The organism is Salinibaculum rarum, assembly GCF_030505615.1.
Taxonomy (GTDB): domain Archaea; phylum Halobacteriota; class Halobacteria; order Halobacteriales; family Haloarculaceae; genus Salinibaculum; species Salinibaculum rarum.
Window position 1 is genome coordinate 56,698 of sequence record NZ_CP129994.1, and the last position, 17,100, is coordinate 73,797.

Here is a 17,100-nt window from a genome sequence, read left to right on the forward strand (position 1 = left end):
TGGCTTGTTGGTGGGATTCTCCCAACCGTATTTCGAGGAAGACATCACACCTAGGGACGACGCGGACTCTCAATCATTTTTCCGTATTCATACCGTACCAGCTAGTACCAAATGGCCGCTGAATCCTCCACAACTTCCCAGCCAGAATCCTCGTCGCGCGAATTAGAGTATTCAGACCTAGCGGCGAAGCACATCCCGGAAGAACGCAAGGAGGTCATTGAAGATCTTGCCGCAACGAAAGGGTTCCCTGCCCTCACAGACACGCAGGAGCAGGCCTTTATGGAAAACATTCTTGACGGGAATGACAAACTCCTCGTGGCACAAACAGGGAATGGGAAAACGTTCATCGCGGAAACCGCGGCAAAACAAGCGCTTGAGCGTGGTGATCGCGTCGCGTACTTGGTGCCGTCACGCCAACTCGTGAAGGAGAAACGGGAAAGCATCAACGAGTGGACGAGCGATGACACCGCGGTTGCCGGGCCGCGAGACAAGTACAAAGACGGGGATATCATCGTGAAGACGTTCGATTCGTTCTTCACGGCGCTCATCAACAACGTCCAAGACGCTGTCAACATTGATCTTGCTGTCTTCGATGACTTCCACGAGTTGTACAGTGATCGTCGCGGCCCGAAAATTGAGCAGTCGCTTGCTATGGCAATGCACCGTGACATCACGGTATTCGCCATGAGTGCCACGATTGGGAATCCGAAAGACATCGCGCGGTGGTTCGGCGCTGATCTCACGGTGAGTGACGAAACTCGTTGCAATCCACTTGATGAACAACCGATTGACTTGGCTGGACGGAATCGTACGGAAGTCATTACGCGACTCATCCGCGACGATGACGCTGGTGGCGGGCCCTATCTCATCTTCAACGGGACGCGGCCGTCATCGGAGAAACGCGCAAAACACATCGCCCGGAAGGGATTGTTCAGTGTGCCACGAGAGGCTGCTGACGAGTACGAAGCGAAGGTTCACGCCGCGGCTGATGGTGAGCTCACCGAGCAGCAGGAAACGCTCATTACGTGCCTGCGGAACGGTGTTGCGTTCCATCACGCCGGGTTGGACACCGAGTTGAAGAATTTCATCACCGAGGAATACGGTGACTCGGACGGGCACATTCACGCGATTTTCTGCACGCCGACACTCGCGTACGGGTTTGACTCTGACGTGCAGACCATCATTGTGAGTGACTTGAAGCGGTACAACGGCGAGTTCATGGAGCCCATCGGGATCTTTGAGTACGTGCAGTGGATTGGCCGGGCAGCGCGGGAAGGCACCGGGTATGACAAAGGGTACATTTACCCGTTGTATTCGGACGAGGACGTTCGTGACCGCATTCAGCCGGAGAAGGCGCCGCGAGAAAAAGAGCTAGAGCCGATTGAAACCAAGATGGAGGATGAAACTGTCGCGCGGAAAGCCTTCTTGCAGTTGATTAACGCCGGGTGGGATACCACGGCAGATCTCACGGAATTCCTCCGGAAAACCTTGTTCTGGTACTATCTTACGGAAGACCCACAGCGTGTCACTAACAGTGCGTACACACCAGTGTCGGATCCGGAAACGGCACTGGCGGATCTTCGTGATGATATTCTTGAGTGGCTTGCGCGGACCGAATTCGTTGAGCAGCGCCCGGCGACGAAGTCGTGGGATACGACGCCGCTTGGTGATGCGACGGTGCGATTTTTCGGGTCAGTGTGGTTCCAGACGCGCGTGGAGAATCTGAAATTGGTGTGGGATGCGTTTACTGACGAAGACGATCTTGAACCAGAGTACGTGGTGGAGGTGATTGCTGATGCGTTCGGTGATCGTGCAGTGCGGAAACAGAGCAAAATCGATGACATCGTGTTCAACGACAGGAATAACGTTGAAGACTGGGTTGATGAGATGGCTGTTCGAGGTGGGCGGCATAGCGCGCCGGCTGTGACGGCAGCGCTCTTGTTCGGTGCGTGGTGTCGCGGAGTGCCGAAAGAGGTGCTCAGTCGAGAATACAACACTGGGAAGGGTGCGTTGCAGTCGATTGCTGAACGGCACGCAGCGGTTCTGGACGGGCTGGAAGCGTTGTTCAAGCGGCACCCGGATGTGGTGAAGCCAGACTGGCTTGATGGTCTGCATCAACAGTTGGATTCTGGCGTGCGGGTAGAGATTCTCGCCGCGTTGGATATCCCCAACGTCGGGCGGAAGCGTGCGCACAGCTTAGAGAAACGCGTGGCGGATTTTGAGCAGACACAGCGTGCGCTCCCCGATACTTCGGGAGACCCGTGGACACGAGATGGTGAGACGTTGCTGGCTGACTTGGCGAGTATGGTGCAGAAAATCACCGCTGACGAAGGTGTGCGGAGAGCGGATCAAGAGCTGAAGAAGGCTGACGGGATTGGCGAAGGGACAGCACAACGTATCATTGATTACATCCGTGAGCACGATGACGCGGAGCTCACAGGGCGAGCGCCAAATGGCGTTGACGTTGAAGCCGTGATCGGTGAGAAAGACGGGAGGTCGTACACACCTGATTTCGATCGGGCGTCTGAACTTGAACGTGAAGGCCAGCGTAGCCTGTCTGATTTTTAATTGGATTCGGGTTCTTTTTTCACTGCTTCGATGCCGCGGAGAATCGCTTCTGCGGTGGTGACGCGTGGTTTCACGACTTTGCTGTCTGGGTGGGCGATGTGCGCGTTGGCCTGGTACTGGAGGAGGTATTCTGCGTCGCGGCGCGAGGTTTGTGGGTGGTCACCATCTTTCCCGAAGGTGCGAACGGCGTGTGCCAGGTCATCGAGGGTGGCTTGTTCAGCGCCGTAGTCTGCATCGAGGAGTGTGGCAATGAGCGCGTGTGTCATTTGTCGGGCAACTGGGGAAAGTGCCGCTGGGTCATCTTCGGAGAACGCATTGCGGACGTCGTCGAAGTAGTCTTTGACTTCGGCCTTGATGAGTTGGGCGCGGAACGGTCGATTCGGTTCGAATTCTGGGTGAAGCGCAAATGTGGTTTTGTCGTGTTGCGGGTCGGTTGGATCTGTCAGGTCAAAGTATGGGGAATCTGTCGCTCCCATACACGTTGATTGACTCCCGAATCACTTAAAATCTTGCTCGTGAGAGTCTCTACCTCGCGTTTTCTTCCGGAGTGGGGTTATAAATCCCTTATTTAAACCCATGACAATCCCCCGAATCAACACTTCCCCAAACACGCCGTGCTGAGGTTCCCCCGAACAGTGTGCGCTGTCACGTGCTGTCGTATCCAAAAGTATGCGTCACTCGGTGATTCTGATAGTAGTGATTTCACCGAGTGATTCATGGGCGGTTTCGGTGAGAAGGAGTGCGTACACGTCGAATTCAGCGTGCATCTCACACATGTGGGTGACACGAGCGTGCAACGTGAGGACATCCTCACTGTCGTGGAGGTCACACACGACTTCGGTTTCCTGTCCGGTTTCAATTGGTGTGCTTCCGTCGTCAATGATGGTTCCGCTCCATTCCTGGTCGCTGTCGGCGGTGGTGAGTGTCACGTTGTCTCCTTCGGAGAGTTCGTACGCAATGACACTCCCAATGCGCTCTGTTCGCATCGCAGACCCCATACTCCGTGTGTACCTGTTGCATCGGGAAAAACACTCGTCCTTCACTCGAGAGATAGCTTACTCGTGGTGTGCCGGACTCACCCGCCGGTTTTGAGCTCGTCGAACAGTTCGTGTGTGAGTTCGCTGCGTTCCATTCCGGAGTCTACGACGAGTCCTTCTAAGTGCGGGAGTGACACTTGCCCGCCACCCATTCGTGCGTGCCCACCGCCGCCAGATTGTGGGATATCCTCGAGGACGTTCTCGATGACGTTCCCCATGTGGATCCGATCGTCGCGGGAGCGTGCTGAGAGATGCAGTGTCTCGTCGTTGTCACCCATGACAATCACGGCAGAGATGCCTTCCAGTTGGAGGAGTTTGTCGGCAGCTTGTGAGAGCGCGTCAATATTTGAGACGGTGCCGACGTCGCTAATCGCGTATGGCCCGTCGACGTCACGGTCGGTGACTGCTTGGGAGACGATTTCGAGGGTTTCGGCGCTGATAGGCGGGTTCACGACGCGGTCTAGAAGGTCTGCGTCGATTCCGGAGTACAGGTACTTCGACAGGTTGAATTCTGCGTCTGTGCAGCCGCGTGTGAAGTTCCCGGTGTCTGTGAGGATGCCGTGCATCAATCCGGTGGTGACTTCACGCGGCAGGATTTTGTCGTCGCCGACAGTTTCCTGTGGCTGCGTTATTGGTTCGAAATCGAGGGCGTGGAAGTATTCTGTGAGGATGGAGGCCGTGGCCCCGTAGTCAGTGCGGATGTCCGTGAAGGCATCTTCAGTGCCGTCTCCTGGGTGGTGATCAATTATTGCGACCGGTTCAACTGCGTTGGCGCCTTGGAAACCGCGCGGCGAGTTGTGATCGACGAGTATGACATTGTCGCTACTGAGATCAGCAACACTCTCGATTTGCTCCGCAGACAAGTCCAACACTGTCCGAAATGCGCGATTTTCTTGATGTCGGATTTCCCCTGGATATTGGATGGTTGTGTCTGTGTTAGTGTATGTCGCAAGATGTTGGACAGCCATCGCGGCAGCCATCGCGTCCGGGTCTGGTGTTGGATGAGTGAGAATAGTGACTTCATCGAAGGTGGCGAGTGCTTTCTGGAACTGTTTGCTGGGTGTGCGTCGCCACCGCTTGATTGCATACACAATCCCGCCACCGAAGAACACACAGACAAGAATGGTTCCCGCTAAGACAGCTGGCTTTGCCGTGTTGATTATCGTCCAGAGACCGTCGATAGTGTGTCTCAGTGTGGAGAGAGACGGCACTGAGAATTCAACGGCGAGCATCACATTACCGGCTTGTTTGGTCTCTGGATAGTTAATAGATAGCCCCGGAGTGAAAACACGAATCCTCCACGGAAACCCGCTGAAAGCAGGTGATGGAGGTTATACAGTGTCATTTCAGGCGGTGGTTGATGTGATGTGGTCGGTGAGATGTCGAAACAAGCGGAGGAGTCCGATGTGGAGTGTGGCGAGTGCCGGGGCAAGGAGGGTTGGTGCGGGAATCCCGATGAGAATAACCCCGAGTGCTTTCCCGGCGACGACTAGGCGCGCAGTGGTTGTGGCGCCAAGGCGTGCAGCGATTGTTTCACGGTCGGTTTCTGCATCGCCTTCGATGTCATTGATGTTCCGTGATTCTACACCCGCAGCAATAATACAGAACCACCCGAGTCCAATGCTGAAGAGGTGAGGAGACAGTGGGATGGTGGCAGTGAGACCGATCGGGTACGTGGTGGTGATAACCCAGGTACCGGCCACAGCGACGGTGTCAACACCGGGCACAGAGTGTTTGAGGGAATCGTAGACGGCGGTGAATATAATCGGTGTTTGCGCAAGTAGAATGTACACGAGGGTGGTTGGCGAGATACCATGAGCGCAGATTGCGAGGGTGGTGGTAAGAAGGAGGTAGCCTACGATTGCGATGGTGCTGATGAAACGGAGGGTAGTGGTGTGTTGCTCGATGAGTTGTGTTCGGATCGGGTGATTGATGTGGTCGTCTGGTGTGATTTCACGACGGTCTTCGATGTACATGAAGAGAAAAACGAGGGGTGGGAGTGCAGTTGCAGGGAGAATTTGTCGGAGAGGCAGGGCGAGGCCGATGCCGGTTGTGGTGGTGATGAGTGCAGAGAGGCAGGCGAGCCAGAGGTTCAGTGTCAGACCGAGTTTGAGGGCTCGGATGGCTCGATGACGGATAATGTGTTTGTGTGACTCGTTAACCATGTCGGACTTTGAAAATAGTGGATTGAAATATAAAATACTTCGCCCCAAAATCGCTCGTGCAGTACACCCCCTACAACGAAATTATAAACAATTGCATGTGCTAACCCCGATTATGCCACTCACCCCTGAGTCTCGACCACCGCCAGAAAAACTCACCACACGTCTCCAGAACCTCGCAGAAGACCGGTTACTCGCAGTCGTGACATTCACCGCTGAGGCGTACACACCCCAGTATTTAGCGCCCGTGATCGAAAACGGGTACTCAGACACAGAATTAGAAGAAACAATCCAATCATTTCGCAGACAAACTCGCCTGGAAGCTGACCGCGGCGACACACACCGCGCCGGCGACCATTACGGCTCCGTCCACCTGTACGACGATGCTCTTGTCCTCCTGTTCTCACACCCCTCAGACTACAATGTGCTTGTTGCCTACGACCCACACTTAGATGTGCCGTTCATCGAGTTTTTCAAAGCATGTGTTGAGACTCTTAACGAAAGTACGCCAGACCGCGCCCCGGCAAGCACCCACCCCCCTACCTAATCCTTTTACGAACTACACGACAATACTTCTACAAGGAGTCACCACACCGACTCCGCAACTCAAATATGCAGCCACACAGCCACCCCTAGGATCGAAGACCCTCTCTCACCGGTCTTCCACACCTCTCACTGACCATCACCTGCTCTACACCACACAGCATCCATGTCTTTACACCCACACCTTGACGACGACGTCCTCGACCCCGATGAACAGCCAACAGACCGCATTAGCTCACTCCGGGAAAACATCACTGCGGAAGCCTTCGACGAATGGTACCACGAATGGAAATTCCGGAAAAACATCCGCGAGGGGAATTCCTACTTCAACAAAGCTGGATACGTTCCCGACCCGGAACGGCACAGCCCGAGTTCTCTCTTACAATGCCAGCGAAAAACGTACTACGACAACGAAAACGCGCCTGAAGAAGAGGAAGCCCCAGAGGGTATCTTCTGGATGGGCAGCAAATTTGAAGAGGAAATCCTCATGCCGTTCCTCGAGGACATGGCTGAAGACATCCATCACCGAAACTACGTTCAGAATTCGATGTGGGTGGACTTCGAGTTGGAACACGACGAGACGGAGGTGCATTTCCGCGGTGAGACCGATCCAGTGATCTGCGACGCACAAGGCAATCCGATTCTCATCACGGAAATCAAGAGTAAGAAGACGCTCAGTAAGTTCGAAGGCGTCGAGAACCCTAAGCCAGACATCCATCACAAAGCGCAGGTTCACTGCTACATGTACGGCCTGACGAAGAGTTTCGAACGTCGTATCGATAAGGCAATGGTCATCTACGGGTCGCGCAACAATCACGTCCTCCAGCCAATCCCCGTGGATTTCGACTTGGAGTTCTGGGAAGAACACGTTGTTCCATGGGCCGCACGCCACACCGATTTCCGCATCAACGACGAACTCCCACCGGCAGAACCACAGTTCTCCTGGGAGTGCAAGTTCTGCGACTACTCGCAACGCTGTGGGCAAACAGCTGACCCAGGTTTCTCTCCAGATCTTTTCCCGCCAGCCGCCGACTGGAAAGACGTCGACGTTGACGGATTCCTCCCACTCGTCGAGTACCCACAGCGCAAAGTCGTGGACTATCTCCGAGCGCACGCCCCCAAAGGCGCAAAACTCACACCGACGCTTGCGAATCAACACCCAGAACTCACACAGAAATTCGACATTCACCCGTGGACATGCGGTAATTGCGAGAACGAATACCCGTTTGGGACGTTCGGCTGGGATGGGAAAACAGACCGTTCACCGTGGTGTCCGGAGTGTGAAGAAGATCGACTCCGTGGTCCACTTCCTCCTGAACAACACGAGTGAACTACCCCTGCCTAGTTGCGTCCACGGAGAATCTCAGCACATACCGCGCATCGGTAGTTCACACCGAGGCGTGGTCGTCACCGGGAGTGAATGCGGCAAACGTGCCAGTGTGTTTGTACCAAGCAACACCGCCCATACTGGACTCCTCAAGACCGTATACGGTAATTGTCTCAGTGCCTGGTTCCACGACCGTGAATGCTGTCACCAGGTCGTCCAATGTGGCATCTGCGTTGTCAATTGCGGTACTGATGCTCGCGTCGTGAATCACTGCTTCGTCAGGCAAGAGGATCACAGCATCTTCACCGTGATTCTGGCGCATTGCAGGAAGCACGTCTTCAATGAACGTTGTTCGCGTAAGTGGCTCTGCGGGGAGAGAGTCAAACAGTTCGGCAGTATCTGTGAACGCTGGATCGGTCACGACAGGGTCATCAAGGCGTGCACGAGCGCCGCGATACGAGAAGTTACCGCGAGCTGCTGTCACCGGGCTATGATCGATGTCATCCTGTGAAGCAGTTTCCAATGCGCCACTGATGCTTAACATGAGCCGTTCAGCGTCACTGTGTGCAGCGCCGCGTTGTGCATACCCAGTCACAACCAAGTCAGGATGCGGATTCGGCACCGCAGCACCAACCTCCGTCACAGTCCACATCGTACTCGTCTCGTTTTCAGCGTAGCCGACTGCAACTAGGTAAAGCAGGGACTCATGCATCCAAGCAGCCTCTATGTCATCATGTCTGTTGTCTTCTGGCGGAGTGACTTCTCTCCAACCCGGTGGTGGGAACCCTACTCCGACTTCAGAAGTCTGGTATTCGCGCTGCGTGATGGCGTCGTATCCAGACACAGCATCAACTGCGCGATTCACGATGTCAGACCCACTCCATAGTGCAGGATGGATGACGATGAGTTCACCTCGCCATGATGCAGTCACCCGGACGTCATCTTCTTCCTTTTCGATGTCGGTGAACCGGATCGAACTGGGGAACTCACGGTTGGTGCCACGGAGGACACCACCACCAGCAGTGAGGTCAGCTGCGGTTCCTGCCTCTGTTTCAGTCACTGCAACGGCATCCCTAAGTGGCTCATAAAGACCGGGAACAGCAGTTTCATCAATGTCACCTACAGCATCAACGAGCGAATTAAACGAATCTGGTTCGGGCAGCGTGTCCTGCTCAACGGTGACACTAGCAGTTCCTTCGAGGTAGACACCAGAGCGAAGCAATCCAACTCCTGGAATGTAGATGTCATCGCCATTAGTCACTGTGAGCGATTCATGCGGTGGCACACTCACGTTGTATGGACACCTCGCTGAAAAACATCAGCCAGCTTTGGGAACCCGACTCCGCGCCACCTGGAGGTGGTCAATCGACGTCAACCGTCGTGACATACGCGGCTTTCCGCCAGCGTTGGTACGGCGGATCCCGGTGTTGCTCTTCAACTGCTGCCGACGTGCGGTATCGACAAATATCCCCGTCCCAATTCTCGTGGAACAAGGCAAGCCGGTAGTCATCATCAAGGAACACGAGAATGTACGCATCGTACGCGTCGGATACCGCGTCATCCTCACGGTCTACGCCGGTCACGGTGTAGGCAGTGTCATTCACAGTGATCTGGTCACCGACGACCGGGAGACTGTCACCGAACACGTCCAGCACGTCGACGGCGCTCAGGTACTCGTTCTCAGTTTCTAACGTTCGACCGAGCGCTCGAAGTTCACCTGTACTGAACCGACTGCTCCCGTTTTTGTTCTTTGTCTCGAGTGCGTATTCTCGAATTCCGTCCCGAAGGTCAGCAACAGTCCCGGTTGCATGCCCCGGGATATCGAGTTCTGCGTAGAGACGTTTCAATTCAGCCTTTCGCAATCCACGACTTGTGCCGTCACTCGGGGTGACGGTGTGATTGATGTTGAGCCGGTCGAGTAAGTCGCGGAGTCGTGTTGCTCTGGTGACCATGTACTACTCCCCCGTGGTAGTGGTGTCACGGTCAGTGCGATGTCTGGCGAGTGTTCCAGATTCCAGATTCAGTTCATCAGCAATATGCTGGAGTTTGTCCTGAAGTTCTTCTGCGCGCTTCTGATTTTCCCGCGGAGTATCCGCGTTGGTTTTGATGAATTCGCAATCCTGAAGCGCGAATGCAAGATTCATAGCGAGCGCAGTGCGGTCTGCTCGCTTGGACTGGCGTTTGTGCCACCAGTACCACCGCACCAAGATTACGAGATCAATAGCAACAAACACCCAGAGGAGCGGATTGTACCAGCTGAGATGACTGATTTCTCGGTGTGGATTATCCCATTTCAGTACGTCACGCCGGTTCACCGACTGAGACTCTACCGATTCACGCATCCGCATCACCTGCTTCGTTGTCGTCTGCATTGTCCTCGCTGGTGCCGTCTTGGTAGAGTTCTTTCCGTGCGACGTCCCGGTAGTGCCGACCAAGTTCTTCGATGACTTCTGCGATTTCAACCACCGGAATTTCCGCATCTTGTTCCGCACGCCATTCTTCCACGGTTTCACGAAGGCGTAACGACAGTGCGATGCGGTCGTATTCGTACGGGTCAAACCGAGATGCATTCATGCGGTGTTCAAGCCCATTCAGAATAACACCGAGTTCACTCGGCGTGTATCCCCGGTCATACAGCGTATGTACGAGCCCATCAAACAGGTCGTGAATCTGCTGTTGCTCATCCACCGTCATCCGGAAGTCATCAGCGTCAGGCATTTCACGCCGGTCTTCAGGGAATGACGGCATCGACGATTCCAGCATTTCCTGTACGGTTTCCTCACCAGCGGCATTGTCATCGCTGTCATCGGGTGAAGATTCATGACTGGTAGACTGCGCGCTATCGGGTGGTGAGTCACTTGCATCTGGCATATTCGATGTATCGGGCGGGACGCTTTTGAGAGTTAGACATTCGCGCTGTGCTTAACTCCGGCCACCTGTCGAGTGGGTCGTGAGCAAGTGACGCGTTGATTGCTGATGTGTGTCTGATCATTGTTCGACAGTCTCAACATCTCCACCGCACACCGGACACTCATCCGGTGCAGTGATTGCTTCAAATTCAGTTTCTCCAGGTGTTCCTTCCCGGCCTGTGTATGATTTCCCGAGTTCGAAGTTGTCGCATTCGACGCACGAATATGTCACTGTCACGTTGCGTTTTTGGAGATTACTCATCACTCAGTACCATGGCTGGTACGGTCTTGAATGTTGGAACATCCGGCCGGAACCAGCTTTATCCTGTCTTTTCTCCACAGACGGAGCAGGCCGAGGACCTCGGGGGTTTGACCCCGGAGCAGTTCACAGGCAGGGAGCCGAATTGCTCGGACTCTAGTTTGCGTCACCTCTTGAGTGACTATCGTAATGATTGGTGATTGTCGTGAGGATTGGTTCAATTTCCCCCCAGTTCTGACCTGGTGTAATCGTGTTGTCCTCTTTGTCCCACTTGATGATGTTGTGAGAATCGAGGCGCGGCAGATGATTGTGCAAGTCCTCTGGAGAAATCATCCTGAGTGAAAGGCAGGTGGTATCGTGCGGTGGTTGTGCATCTCGAAGAGCAAGTAAGAGTTCACGACGGCGGTTGTGAGCAAGTACTGTGAAGAGAGTATCCAAATCGGGTGACATTCACGCCGCGACGTACATACCCCCCGCGTAAAAGTGTGCCTAATTCTTCAGATCTTCCCTCGGCGTGATTGAGGAGACGGGGTTCTCCACCAGTGAAAAGAAAGTGAAAATTAGGGTGTCCGACAACGGATGCCTGGTTTAGTTGTCGGTAGTCACGGAGACGTCACCGATGAGGTCAGCGTAGTCCGGCTGAGCCGTGATGACGTCAGTGTACGTGGTGGCGTCGTTTTCGTAGGTGACTTCGAACTTCGCTTCGTACACTCTCTCCGTTTCATCAACGGTCTCCATGTGTGCGACGGTGCCAGCTTTCTCTGCGGTGATGCTCATCTGGCCGTACACGTTCTTTGCATCCTTGATGCGGAGGTCGAACGTGTCCATGCCTTGCGACAGGCTGATGTCGCCGGTGACCGTCTCTCTGCCGACTGTGTCGGCAGCGAAGTCAACCGTGACCGTGTCATCGTTCGTCTCGTAGACTTCGCCGTTGATTGCGACGTGTGCTTCGCCGTTTGCCCGCCAGGCTTCTAGCACGGTTGCCGTTCCGTCGGCGCCGTCAGCGACGACCGTTGTGGCGTTAGTGCGGTCGAGCGGCAGTGTCTTCGTGGTGAACGTGATTTGGGAGTCACGCACTTCTGCAAGGTTCGACCCGAGTGAGCCGCTTGATTTGTCACTTGGTGTGAACGCTGCTGCGGTCACCGTTACTGTGTCGGTGACCGTCTTCAGTTTCGTCGTCGGCCGCTCCCACTTGTACACCGGCCGTTGCTCTTTCTTTTCGTACTTCGCCACGGTGTAGGCGTCTTGCGTGCGGAACTTGTAGTCTGTGTCCGTTTCCTGCGGTTGCGTCTTGACTTCCCGCGTCTTCTCAACGTCACCAATGAGGTCGCTCTTATCGTTTTCCCAGGTGCGTGTCTGGTCAGTGACACCGAGCCAGTACGTGTTGTACTCGTAGTTCACATCAGTCTTCGTCCTCTCCACGTGCCCGTGGAGATCCGATCTGTCATCAACCCAACCGCGATCCGCTGGTTCGACCTGCACTCTCTCCGTGTACGTCTCGGTTTTATAGCCGCCTTCCCAGTGACCGGGATGGTACTCGTGGCGGTCTTCCCAGACTTCCTCCGTGTACGTCTCGGTTACATAGCCGCCTTCCCAGTGACCGGGATGGTACCTCCAGTGGGGATTCCACACGTGGCGTGTTTTTGTTTCGGTCACCTGTCTACACTTCGTTTCCCAGTGTAGGTTCCCATACCATCCGACGAGCTCTTCCGTACATTCAAACGACGTGGATTCGTACGTCTCGATTTCATAACCGCCTTCCCACCAACCACTATCCCAATTTTTGTGGTCATCCCAGACCCGCCTCTCGCGGGTCACGGTTTTATAGCCGCCTTCCCAGTAACCGTCCACCCATTCGTGCTGGTCTTCCCAGACCTGCCTCTCACGGGTCACGGTTTCGTATTCAGGCGGGTCCACGACACCGTAGTAATCCTCGCTGAAGGTCTTAGTCGTCTTAGTCTTGGAGTCTATCACGCGTCCTTCGATCTCATTATAGTTGTCAACCCAGCCGGTGGCTTCTGATGTCACACCGTAGTACTCGGTGCGGTATTGCGCAGGCTGTGTGACTTCTGTGTCAGTCTCGACGAAGGTACCCTGGCCAGCACTCTTCTCGTCGAACCACTCGTATTCTGCGTCAACATTCCGGACATCGCGCACGTGCTCCCAGGAACTACCGAGACTGCCTTTTCGGGCGTTTTGCGTGTCAACAACCACGGTGTTCGTGCCGACTTGCCCGGCACGCGTCCACTCACCACCCGGGTCATTCATACTCCGGGTGTACTCTGTGGTAGGCACCTGTTCCCGATCGCGGACAACCACTTCACGGTTGCTGTTGTCGGAAAGCGTGAGGTGAGTGCCTACGACGGCCTCGTCACGCGATTCGATAGCCGTCATTTTCCCGGTGCCTTCCTGTTGCCGGGCGATAGACTCCATCATGGAGACGACTTCCTGCTGGTCATCAGTCATCTCTCCATCGTCACCACGGAACATCTCTCGGGTGTTGTCACCGAGTGTGCTCGGCACCGCTCGTTGTGACTCCTCCGGGAGTTCAAACTTCATTCCGCTTTGCTCTGAGTACTCCACGTCGAAGCCGCGCTGATGGAGGTCTTTGGCGGTGATCTCCTGCGAATTCCCATTGAACACTTGCGCGACCTCACTGACCATTTGGCCGAACGTTTTGTCGGCCATGGTGAACTCATCGGAGTCTTCCTCGTTTTCAGACTCCTCGGTTGTGCGCGCAGTGTCACTGGTAATACCGCTATAGCTGCTTGTTGAATCGGTGCTACTGGTGTCGGTTTCGTCGTTGGCCGTATCGTCTGTCGTGCTCGTTGAGTTGGTTACGAAAGCGTTGTTGACGCCTTCTTCAACCACTTTGACAGATGAGTCGGCTGAAGAGGCTGCCCCACCACTGTACGTAGCGGGACTCATCCCAACCGTGATGGCGCTCGCCACGAGGAGTGTGGCAAGCAAGAGTGAGAGAGCTATTGAAGCACTCCCTCGGTTGTCACGGCTGAGTGTCCGGCGTGCACGTCGCCGGTCCTCTTCGCTCGACTGGGCACCGTTGCTGGTGCCACGCCAACGACGACGATCAGAGGTATCGCCGCTCATCTCAATACCTACCACAATCCGCCTTTTGCCTTAAAGAAGGAAATTCACAACACACCAATCACCCGTGAAAACATTAAGAAAACAGACATGATTTCCTGTGAAAAACTCTACTCACCGCCGACTCCGACCCATCACCACTGAGTGACATGAAATCCGCAGCACCTGTGGCCGTCAGTGAGATTGGCTGCCACCCGATTTCACTCTGAATACCGCGAGTTCAACACGTTCTGTATTTGCGCCGCGGTTGCCTCACCCACTTTCTCAACTTCCTCTAACTCTTCTTTCGATGCTGTGAACACCGCCCGTGGCGACCCGAAGTACTCCAGTAAATTCTCTGCGATTACTGGGCCAATGTTCGCCATACTTGCCACTAGGTACTCCTGTTGCTCTGGCAACGTATCTGTCTGCTTTTTCTCGTGCAGTTGCACCTCGTGGTCCCGATCGTCCTGCTCCCGCCGAGCGATTGTCCCGACGATATCTGCGGTATGTTTTTCATCCACGGTTGGAATCACCGACGCGCCAAAATCAATCGCCAAAGCCTCTAACGCGCCGTTAATCGCTTCTTTATCCACTTTCGCTCTCCCATACAAACCTTCCACACCGCCTTCACCTTCCAGAATCAGCACTGGTTTCTCATAGTTGTTCGCAAGGTTGGCGAACTGATCAAACAAACTCCGTTCCCCGGTCAACGAATCAATGAAGTCATCAAGCGTCTTTCGTTCTGCTGCGACTCGTTCGCTCATCACGTAGTCTCCCACTTGCAACGTTTCAGTATCTGTCTGCACACCACTCGCCCGATCAAGGTGTTTCGGAACCGTTGATTGTGTTTCCCGTTGGTCGATAACGACGACAGGGTGGTCCGTGCTGTGCATCCGTGATCCGAAATCACTCAATGCTGCCTGCTCATCTCGGAGCTCTTGGGACAACTCCTCTTCCATATTCTTCAAACTCTCCATCTCATCTTTCATCGTATCTTCGCGGTTTTGCGCTGCCCAGTACCGATTTATATCGCGCGTATCTTCTGCCATCAACACCACGACGCGACCGTCGCTTCGCCGACCGGTTCGACCGCGCCGCTGGATTGACCGAATCCCACTTGCCACAGGTTCATAGAAGAGCACGAGATCAACACTAGGAATGTCAATCCCTTCTTCAGCGACACTAGTTGCTACGAGAACGTTGTGCTCACCGGCACGGAAGGCATCCAAGGTTTCTTTTTGTTCACCCTGACTCATCCCTTCGTTATCACCTTTGTCAGCTTGCCCAACGAATCGTGCCGGTTTGATATTATTATGACTCTCGAGAAAGTCCACGATGCGATTCACTGTATCCCGAGATTCAGTGAAAACGAGGATCTGCCCATCTTCAATGAGTGTTTGCACAACTTCCATACGGAGTTGCTTCAGCTTTGGATGCGTGCCCTCAAATGACTGGAGGAGGTCCTTAGCTTCCTTGAATCGGTAGTCGTTTGCGATTTCTTCCGCAGCGCGACTTTTCCCCTTCGATGCGTCAGTTTCGATGGTATTGAAAAACTCGAGTGTGGCCTCACCTCCTTGAGATTCGATGGTACTGAGTGCGTGATGCAACTTGAGCGCCTGCGCGTGCACGCTCATAGCGGCGTACCCATCGTCGTTATCGTTGTCAATCATATCCTGTGCAGCCATCTTGCCCTTCATGAGGTGCTTGAAAGAGATGTCTTTGGCGCGGGAGTTAATAACGCCAAATTCGTTTTTGAGCGTGTCCAGTCTGTCTGTGTAGAGATCTTCAAGGATGTCACGCGCTTTCGTGATTTCCGGTGGCAACTCGACTTTCGTGTAGTTCACGTCGACGTCATGCAGATACGGTGCAAGGAGGTCGCTGTCTTCAGTGATAACTTCGATGTTGGTGAGGCCGAGATTGGTGGCGACGTTTAGAATGCTTTCTTTGTTACTTCCAGGTGAGGCGCTCATCCCGGTGACAAGATCGTCCATCGCATTTCCATTGTATCGTTCAGCGATGTATTTGTAGGCGTATTTCCCGGTGGCACGGTGGCACTCGTCGAACACGCAGTAGCAAACATCTTCGAGGGTGTATTGATTCCCTACAAGATCGTTTTCGATGCATTGCGGCGTAGCGATGACAATGCTTGTTGCTTGATTCCACTTCTCAGCACGCTCATCTGGGCTGATGTCCCCGGTGAAGACTTTGATTTCGTGATCTGGAAGCGTGAACCACTCACGAAAATCTTTGGCATGTTGTTGGACGAGCGGTTGTGTCGGTGCAAGAAACAGGATCTTCCCGCCGTGCTGATTGAGGCGGTGTGCGGCAATTCGTGCAGCGACCGCAGTTTTCCCTGTCCCAGTCGGGAGAGCGATGAGGGTTGACCGGCGCTGCGCACTCTCTACGAGTGCGCTTTGATATTCACGGTCTTCAAGCGCGTTGTCGTTGAGATAGGGTGCGGAAACAAAACTACTGGTTTCTGCCTCGGCTTGCGTGTTACTCATTGCTGACTACTAGAGAACACGCTTTCCACCGACAAAAATGGCTGGTGATTCTGTGTGTTGTGGCGTGATTTCTTGTGGTGTTCACCGGTTCCAGAATGCTTTCGACGTGTCTGTGTTGATGTCTGGATAGACTGTCGAAAGGAATGCGTCGTCTCGATCTGCCTTGAGTGATTTCCGTACTGACGTTAACGTGTTTGTTGCATCTCGCGGTTTGACGTCTTCTGGAGTTTCAACTGGTGCATTAGGTGTTTCCCATGCCCCGTCTTCGATGAATGGCTCGTATTCGGCCCAGGTTTTTGCCACGGCGTATCGGTAATACTCCAGTGGCTCTGCCGCGCTGAATTGTGCTTTCAGGAGTGCGCCTGTACACAGGTAGACCGCGGTTTCCGGCCATGTTACAACTGGGATGCGTTCACTACTCGGTGTGGCTTCAAGTTGCTTAAGCCGTGCTGGGATGACGCAGTGCCGTATTGGTGATTGTTGTCGCGGGATATCTGTTTCAGGTGTCGCTGTGAAGATTGGGTCTGTGATCGCTCGGAGGTACTTCACCTCTTTTTTGGTGAGTGACTCCGATGGGAGTTCGCCTTGCTTGATGATTGATTCTCGGATGACAGCAGGGATGTCATCTACGGTCACACCGATGGTGTCACCAGAAATCCGGATTTCCTGTGCGGGAGTTGAAGATGTCGTGTTACTACTCATAG

The 17,100-nt window shown here is 54.2% G+C and carries 15 protein-coding genes; 3 read left to right on the forward strand and 12 right to left on the reverse strand.

The annotated features are described in order from the left end of the window. Positions 1–111 precede the first annotated feature (111 nt). Positions 112–2,568, forward strand: coding sequence for a DEAD/DEAH box helicase (locus QYL91_RS15735; RefSeq protein ID WP_302083634.1), 2,457 nt, complete (start codon positions 112–114; stop codon positions 2,566–2,568). Here the strand turns inward: QYL91_RS15735 and QYL91_RS15740 are convergent. The 4 genes from QYL91_RS15740 to QYL91_RS15755 all read right to left on the reverse strand — a co-directional run bounded on the left by QYL91_RS15740 (position 2,565) and on the right by QYL91_RS15755 (position 5,770). Then, a complete protein-coding gene (locus QYL91_RS15740; protein WP_302083636.1) occupies positions 2,565–3,044 on the reverse strand; it encodes a hypothetical protein in 480 nt (159 codons plus the stop codon). The genes QYL91_RS15735 and QYL91_RS15740 overlap by 4 nt on opposite strands. Before the next feature lie 198 nt (positions 3,045–3,242). After that, positions 3,243–3,566, reverse strand: a complete 324-nt coding sequence (locus QYL91_RS15745; protein WP_302083639.1) for a hypothetical protein — start codon at positions 3,564–3,566, stop codon at positions 3,243–3,245. A 77-nt stretch (positions 3,567–3,643) separates the two neighbouring features. Next, positions 3,644–4,816, reverse strand: coding sequence for a DHH family phosphoesterase (locus tag QYL91_RS15750; RefSeq protein ID WP_302083641.1), 1,173 nt, complete (start codon positions 4,814–4,816; stop codon positions 3,644–3,646). A gap of 135 nt (positions 4,817–4,951) precedes the next feature. Beyond that, positions 4,952–5,770, reverse strand: coding sequence for a UbiA prenyltransferase family protein (locus QYL91_RS15755; RefSeq protein ID WP_302083644.1), 819 nt, complete (start codon positions 5,768–5,770; stop codon positions 4,952–4,954). A gap of 112 nt (positions 5,771–5,882) precedes the next feature. On the opposite strand from QYL91_RS15755, the gene QYL91_RS15760 reads away from it, so the two are divergent. Beyond that, positions 5,883–6,314: a DUF7522 family protein gene (locus QYL91_RS15760; RefSeq protein WP_302083646.1), complete on the forward strand. Its 432-nt coding sequence runs from the start codon at positions 5,883–5,885 to the stop codon at positions 6,312–6,314. Positions 6,315–6,476: 162 nt separating this feature from the next. Then, positions 6,477–7,640 (forward strand): CRISPR-associated protein Cas4, encoded by a 1,164-nt coding sequence (locus tag QYL91_RS15765; protein WP_302083649.1) that lies wholly within the window; start codon positions 6,477–6,479, stop codon positions 7,638–7,640. A gap of 58 nt (positions 7,641–7,698) precedes the next feature. Here the strand turns inward: QYL91_RS15765 and QYL91_RS15770 are convergent, their stop codons facing one another. The 8 genes from QYL91_RS15770 to QYL91_RS15805 all read right to left on the reverse strand — a co-directional run bounded on the left by QYL91_RS15770 (position 7,699) and on the right by QYL91_RS15805 (position 17,098). After that, entirely contained in the window at positions 7,699–8,922 is a 1,224-nt protein-coding gene (locus tag QYL91_RS15770) for a hypothetical protein (RefSeq protein WP_302083651.1), read from the reverse strand. A 76-nt stretch (positions 8,923–8,998) separates the two neighbouring features. Then, complete coding sequence (locus tag QYL91_RS15775) at positions 8,999–9,589, reverse strand: hypothetical protein (protein ID WP_302083654.1); 591 nt, start codon at positions 9,587–9,589, stop codon at positions 8,999–9,001. Positions 9,590–9,592: 3 nt separating this feature from the next. Further along, positions 9,593–9,985, reverse strand: a complete 393-nt coding sequence (locus tag QYL91_RS15780) for a hypothetical protein (RefSeq protein ID WP_302083657.1) — start codon at positions 9,983–9,985, stop codon at positions 9,593–9,595. After that, on the reverse strand, positions 9,972–10,508 hold the full coding sequence (locus QYL91_RS15785; protein WP_302083661.1) for a hypothetical protein: 537 nt from the start codon (positions 10,506–10,508) through the stop codon (positions 9,972–9,974). The genes QYL91_RS15780 and QYL91_RS15785 overlap by 14 nt, the downstream gene beginning before the upstream one ends. Positions 10,509–10,625: 117 nt before the next feature. Continuing rightward, complete coding sequence (locus tag QYL91_RS15790) at positions 10,626–10,808, reverse strand: hypothetical protein (RefSeq protein ID WP_302083663.1); 183 nt, start codon at positions 10,806–10,808, stop codon at positions 10,626–10,628. A 585-nt stretch (positions 10,809–11,393) separates the two neighbouring features. After that, complete coding sequence (locus QYL91_RS15795) at positions 11,394–13,913, reverse strand: hypothetical protein (RefSeq protein WP_302083666.1); 2,520 nt, start codon at positions 13,911–13,913, stop codon at positions 11,394–11,396. 197 nt (positions 13,914–14,110) lie between these two features. After that, positions 14,111–16,396, reverse strand: coding sequence for a DEAD/DEAH box helicase (locus QYL91_RS15800; protein ID WP_302083668.1), 2,286 nt, complete (start codon positions 16,394–16,396; stop codon positions 14,111–14,113). A gap of 81 nt (positions 16,397–16,477) precedes the next feature. Beyond that, entirely contained in the window at positions 16,478–17,098 is a 621-nt protein-coding gene (locus QYL91_RS15805) for a hypothetical protein (protein WP_302083671.1), read from the reverse strand. Positions 17,099–17,100 lie beyond the last annotated feature (2 nt).

Bases quoted from the DNA above. Each gene is read 5' to 3' on its own strand.
- QYL91_RS15775 (WP_302083654.1), bottom strand. From the start codon at position 9,589: ATGGTCACCAGAGCAACACGACTCCGCGACTTACTCGACCGGCTCAAC.
- QYL91_RS15785 (WP_302083661.1), bottom strand. From the start codon at position 10,508: ATGCCAGATGCAAGTGACTCACCACCCGATAGCGCGCAGTCTACCAGT.
- QYL91_RS15780 (WP_302083657.1), bottom strand. From the start codon at position 9,985: ATGCGGATGCGTGAATCGGTAGAGTCTCAGTCGGTGAACCGGCGTGAC.
- QYL91_RS15740 (WP_302083636.1), bottom strand. From the start codon at position 3,044: ATGGGAGCGACAGATTCCCCATACTTTGACCTGACAGATCCAACCGAC.
- QYL91_RS15800 (WP_302083668.1), bottom strand. From the start codon at position 16,396: ATGAGTAACACGCAAGCCGAGGCAGAAACCAGTAGTTTTGTTTCCGCA.
- QYL91_RS15795 (WP_302083666.1), bottom strand. From the start codon at position 13,913: ATGAGCGGCGATACCTCTGATCGTCGTCGTTGGCGTGGCACCAGCAAC.
- QYL91_RS15790 (WP_302083663.1), bottom strand. From the start codon at position 10,808: ATGAGTAATCTCCAAAAACGCAACGTGACAGTGACATATTCGTGCGTC.
- QYL91_RS15735 (WP_302083634.1), top strand. From the start codon at position 112: ATGGCCGCTGAATCCTCCACAACTTCCCAGCCAGAATCCTCGTCGCGC.
- QYL91_RS15745 (WP_302083639.1), bottom strand. From the start codon at position 3,566: ATGGGGTCTGCGATGCGAACAGAGCGCATTGGGAGTGTCATTGCGTAC.
- QYL91_RS15760 (WP_302083646.1), top strand. From the start codon at position 5,883: ATGCCACTCACCCCTGAGTCTCGACCACCGCCAGAAAAACTCACCACA.
- QYL91_RS15765 (WP_302083649.1), top strand. From the start codon at position 6,477: ATGTCTTTACACCCACACCTTGACGACGACGTCCTCGACCCCGATGAA.
- QYL91_RS15805 (WP_302083671.1), bottom strand. From the start codon at position 17,098: ATGAGTAGTAACACGACATCTTCAACTCCCGCACAGGAAATCCGGATT.
- QYL91_RS15755 (WP_302083644.1), bottom strand. From the start codon at position 5,770: ATGGTTAACGAGTCACACAAACACATTATCCGTCATCGAGCCATCCGA.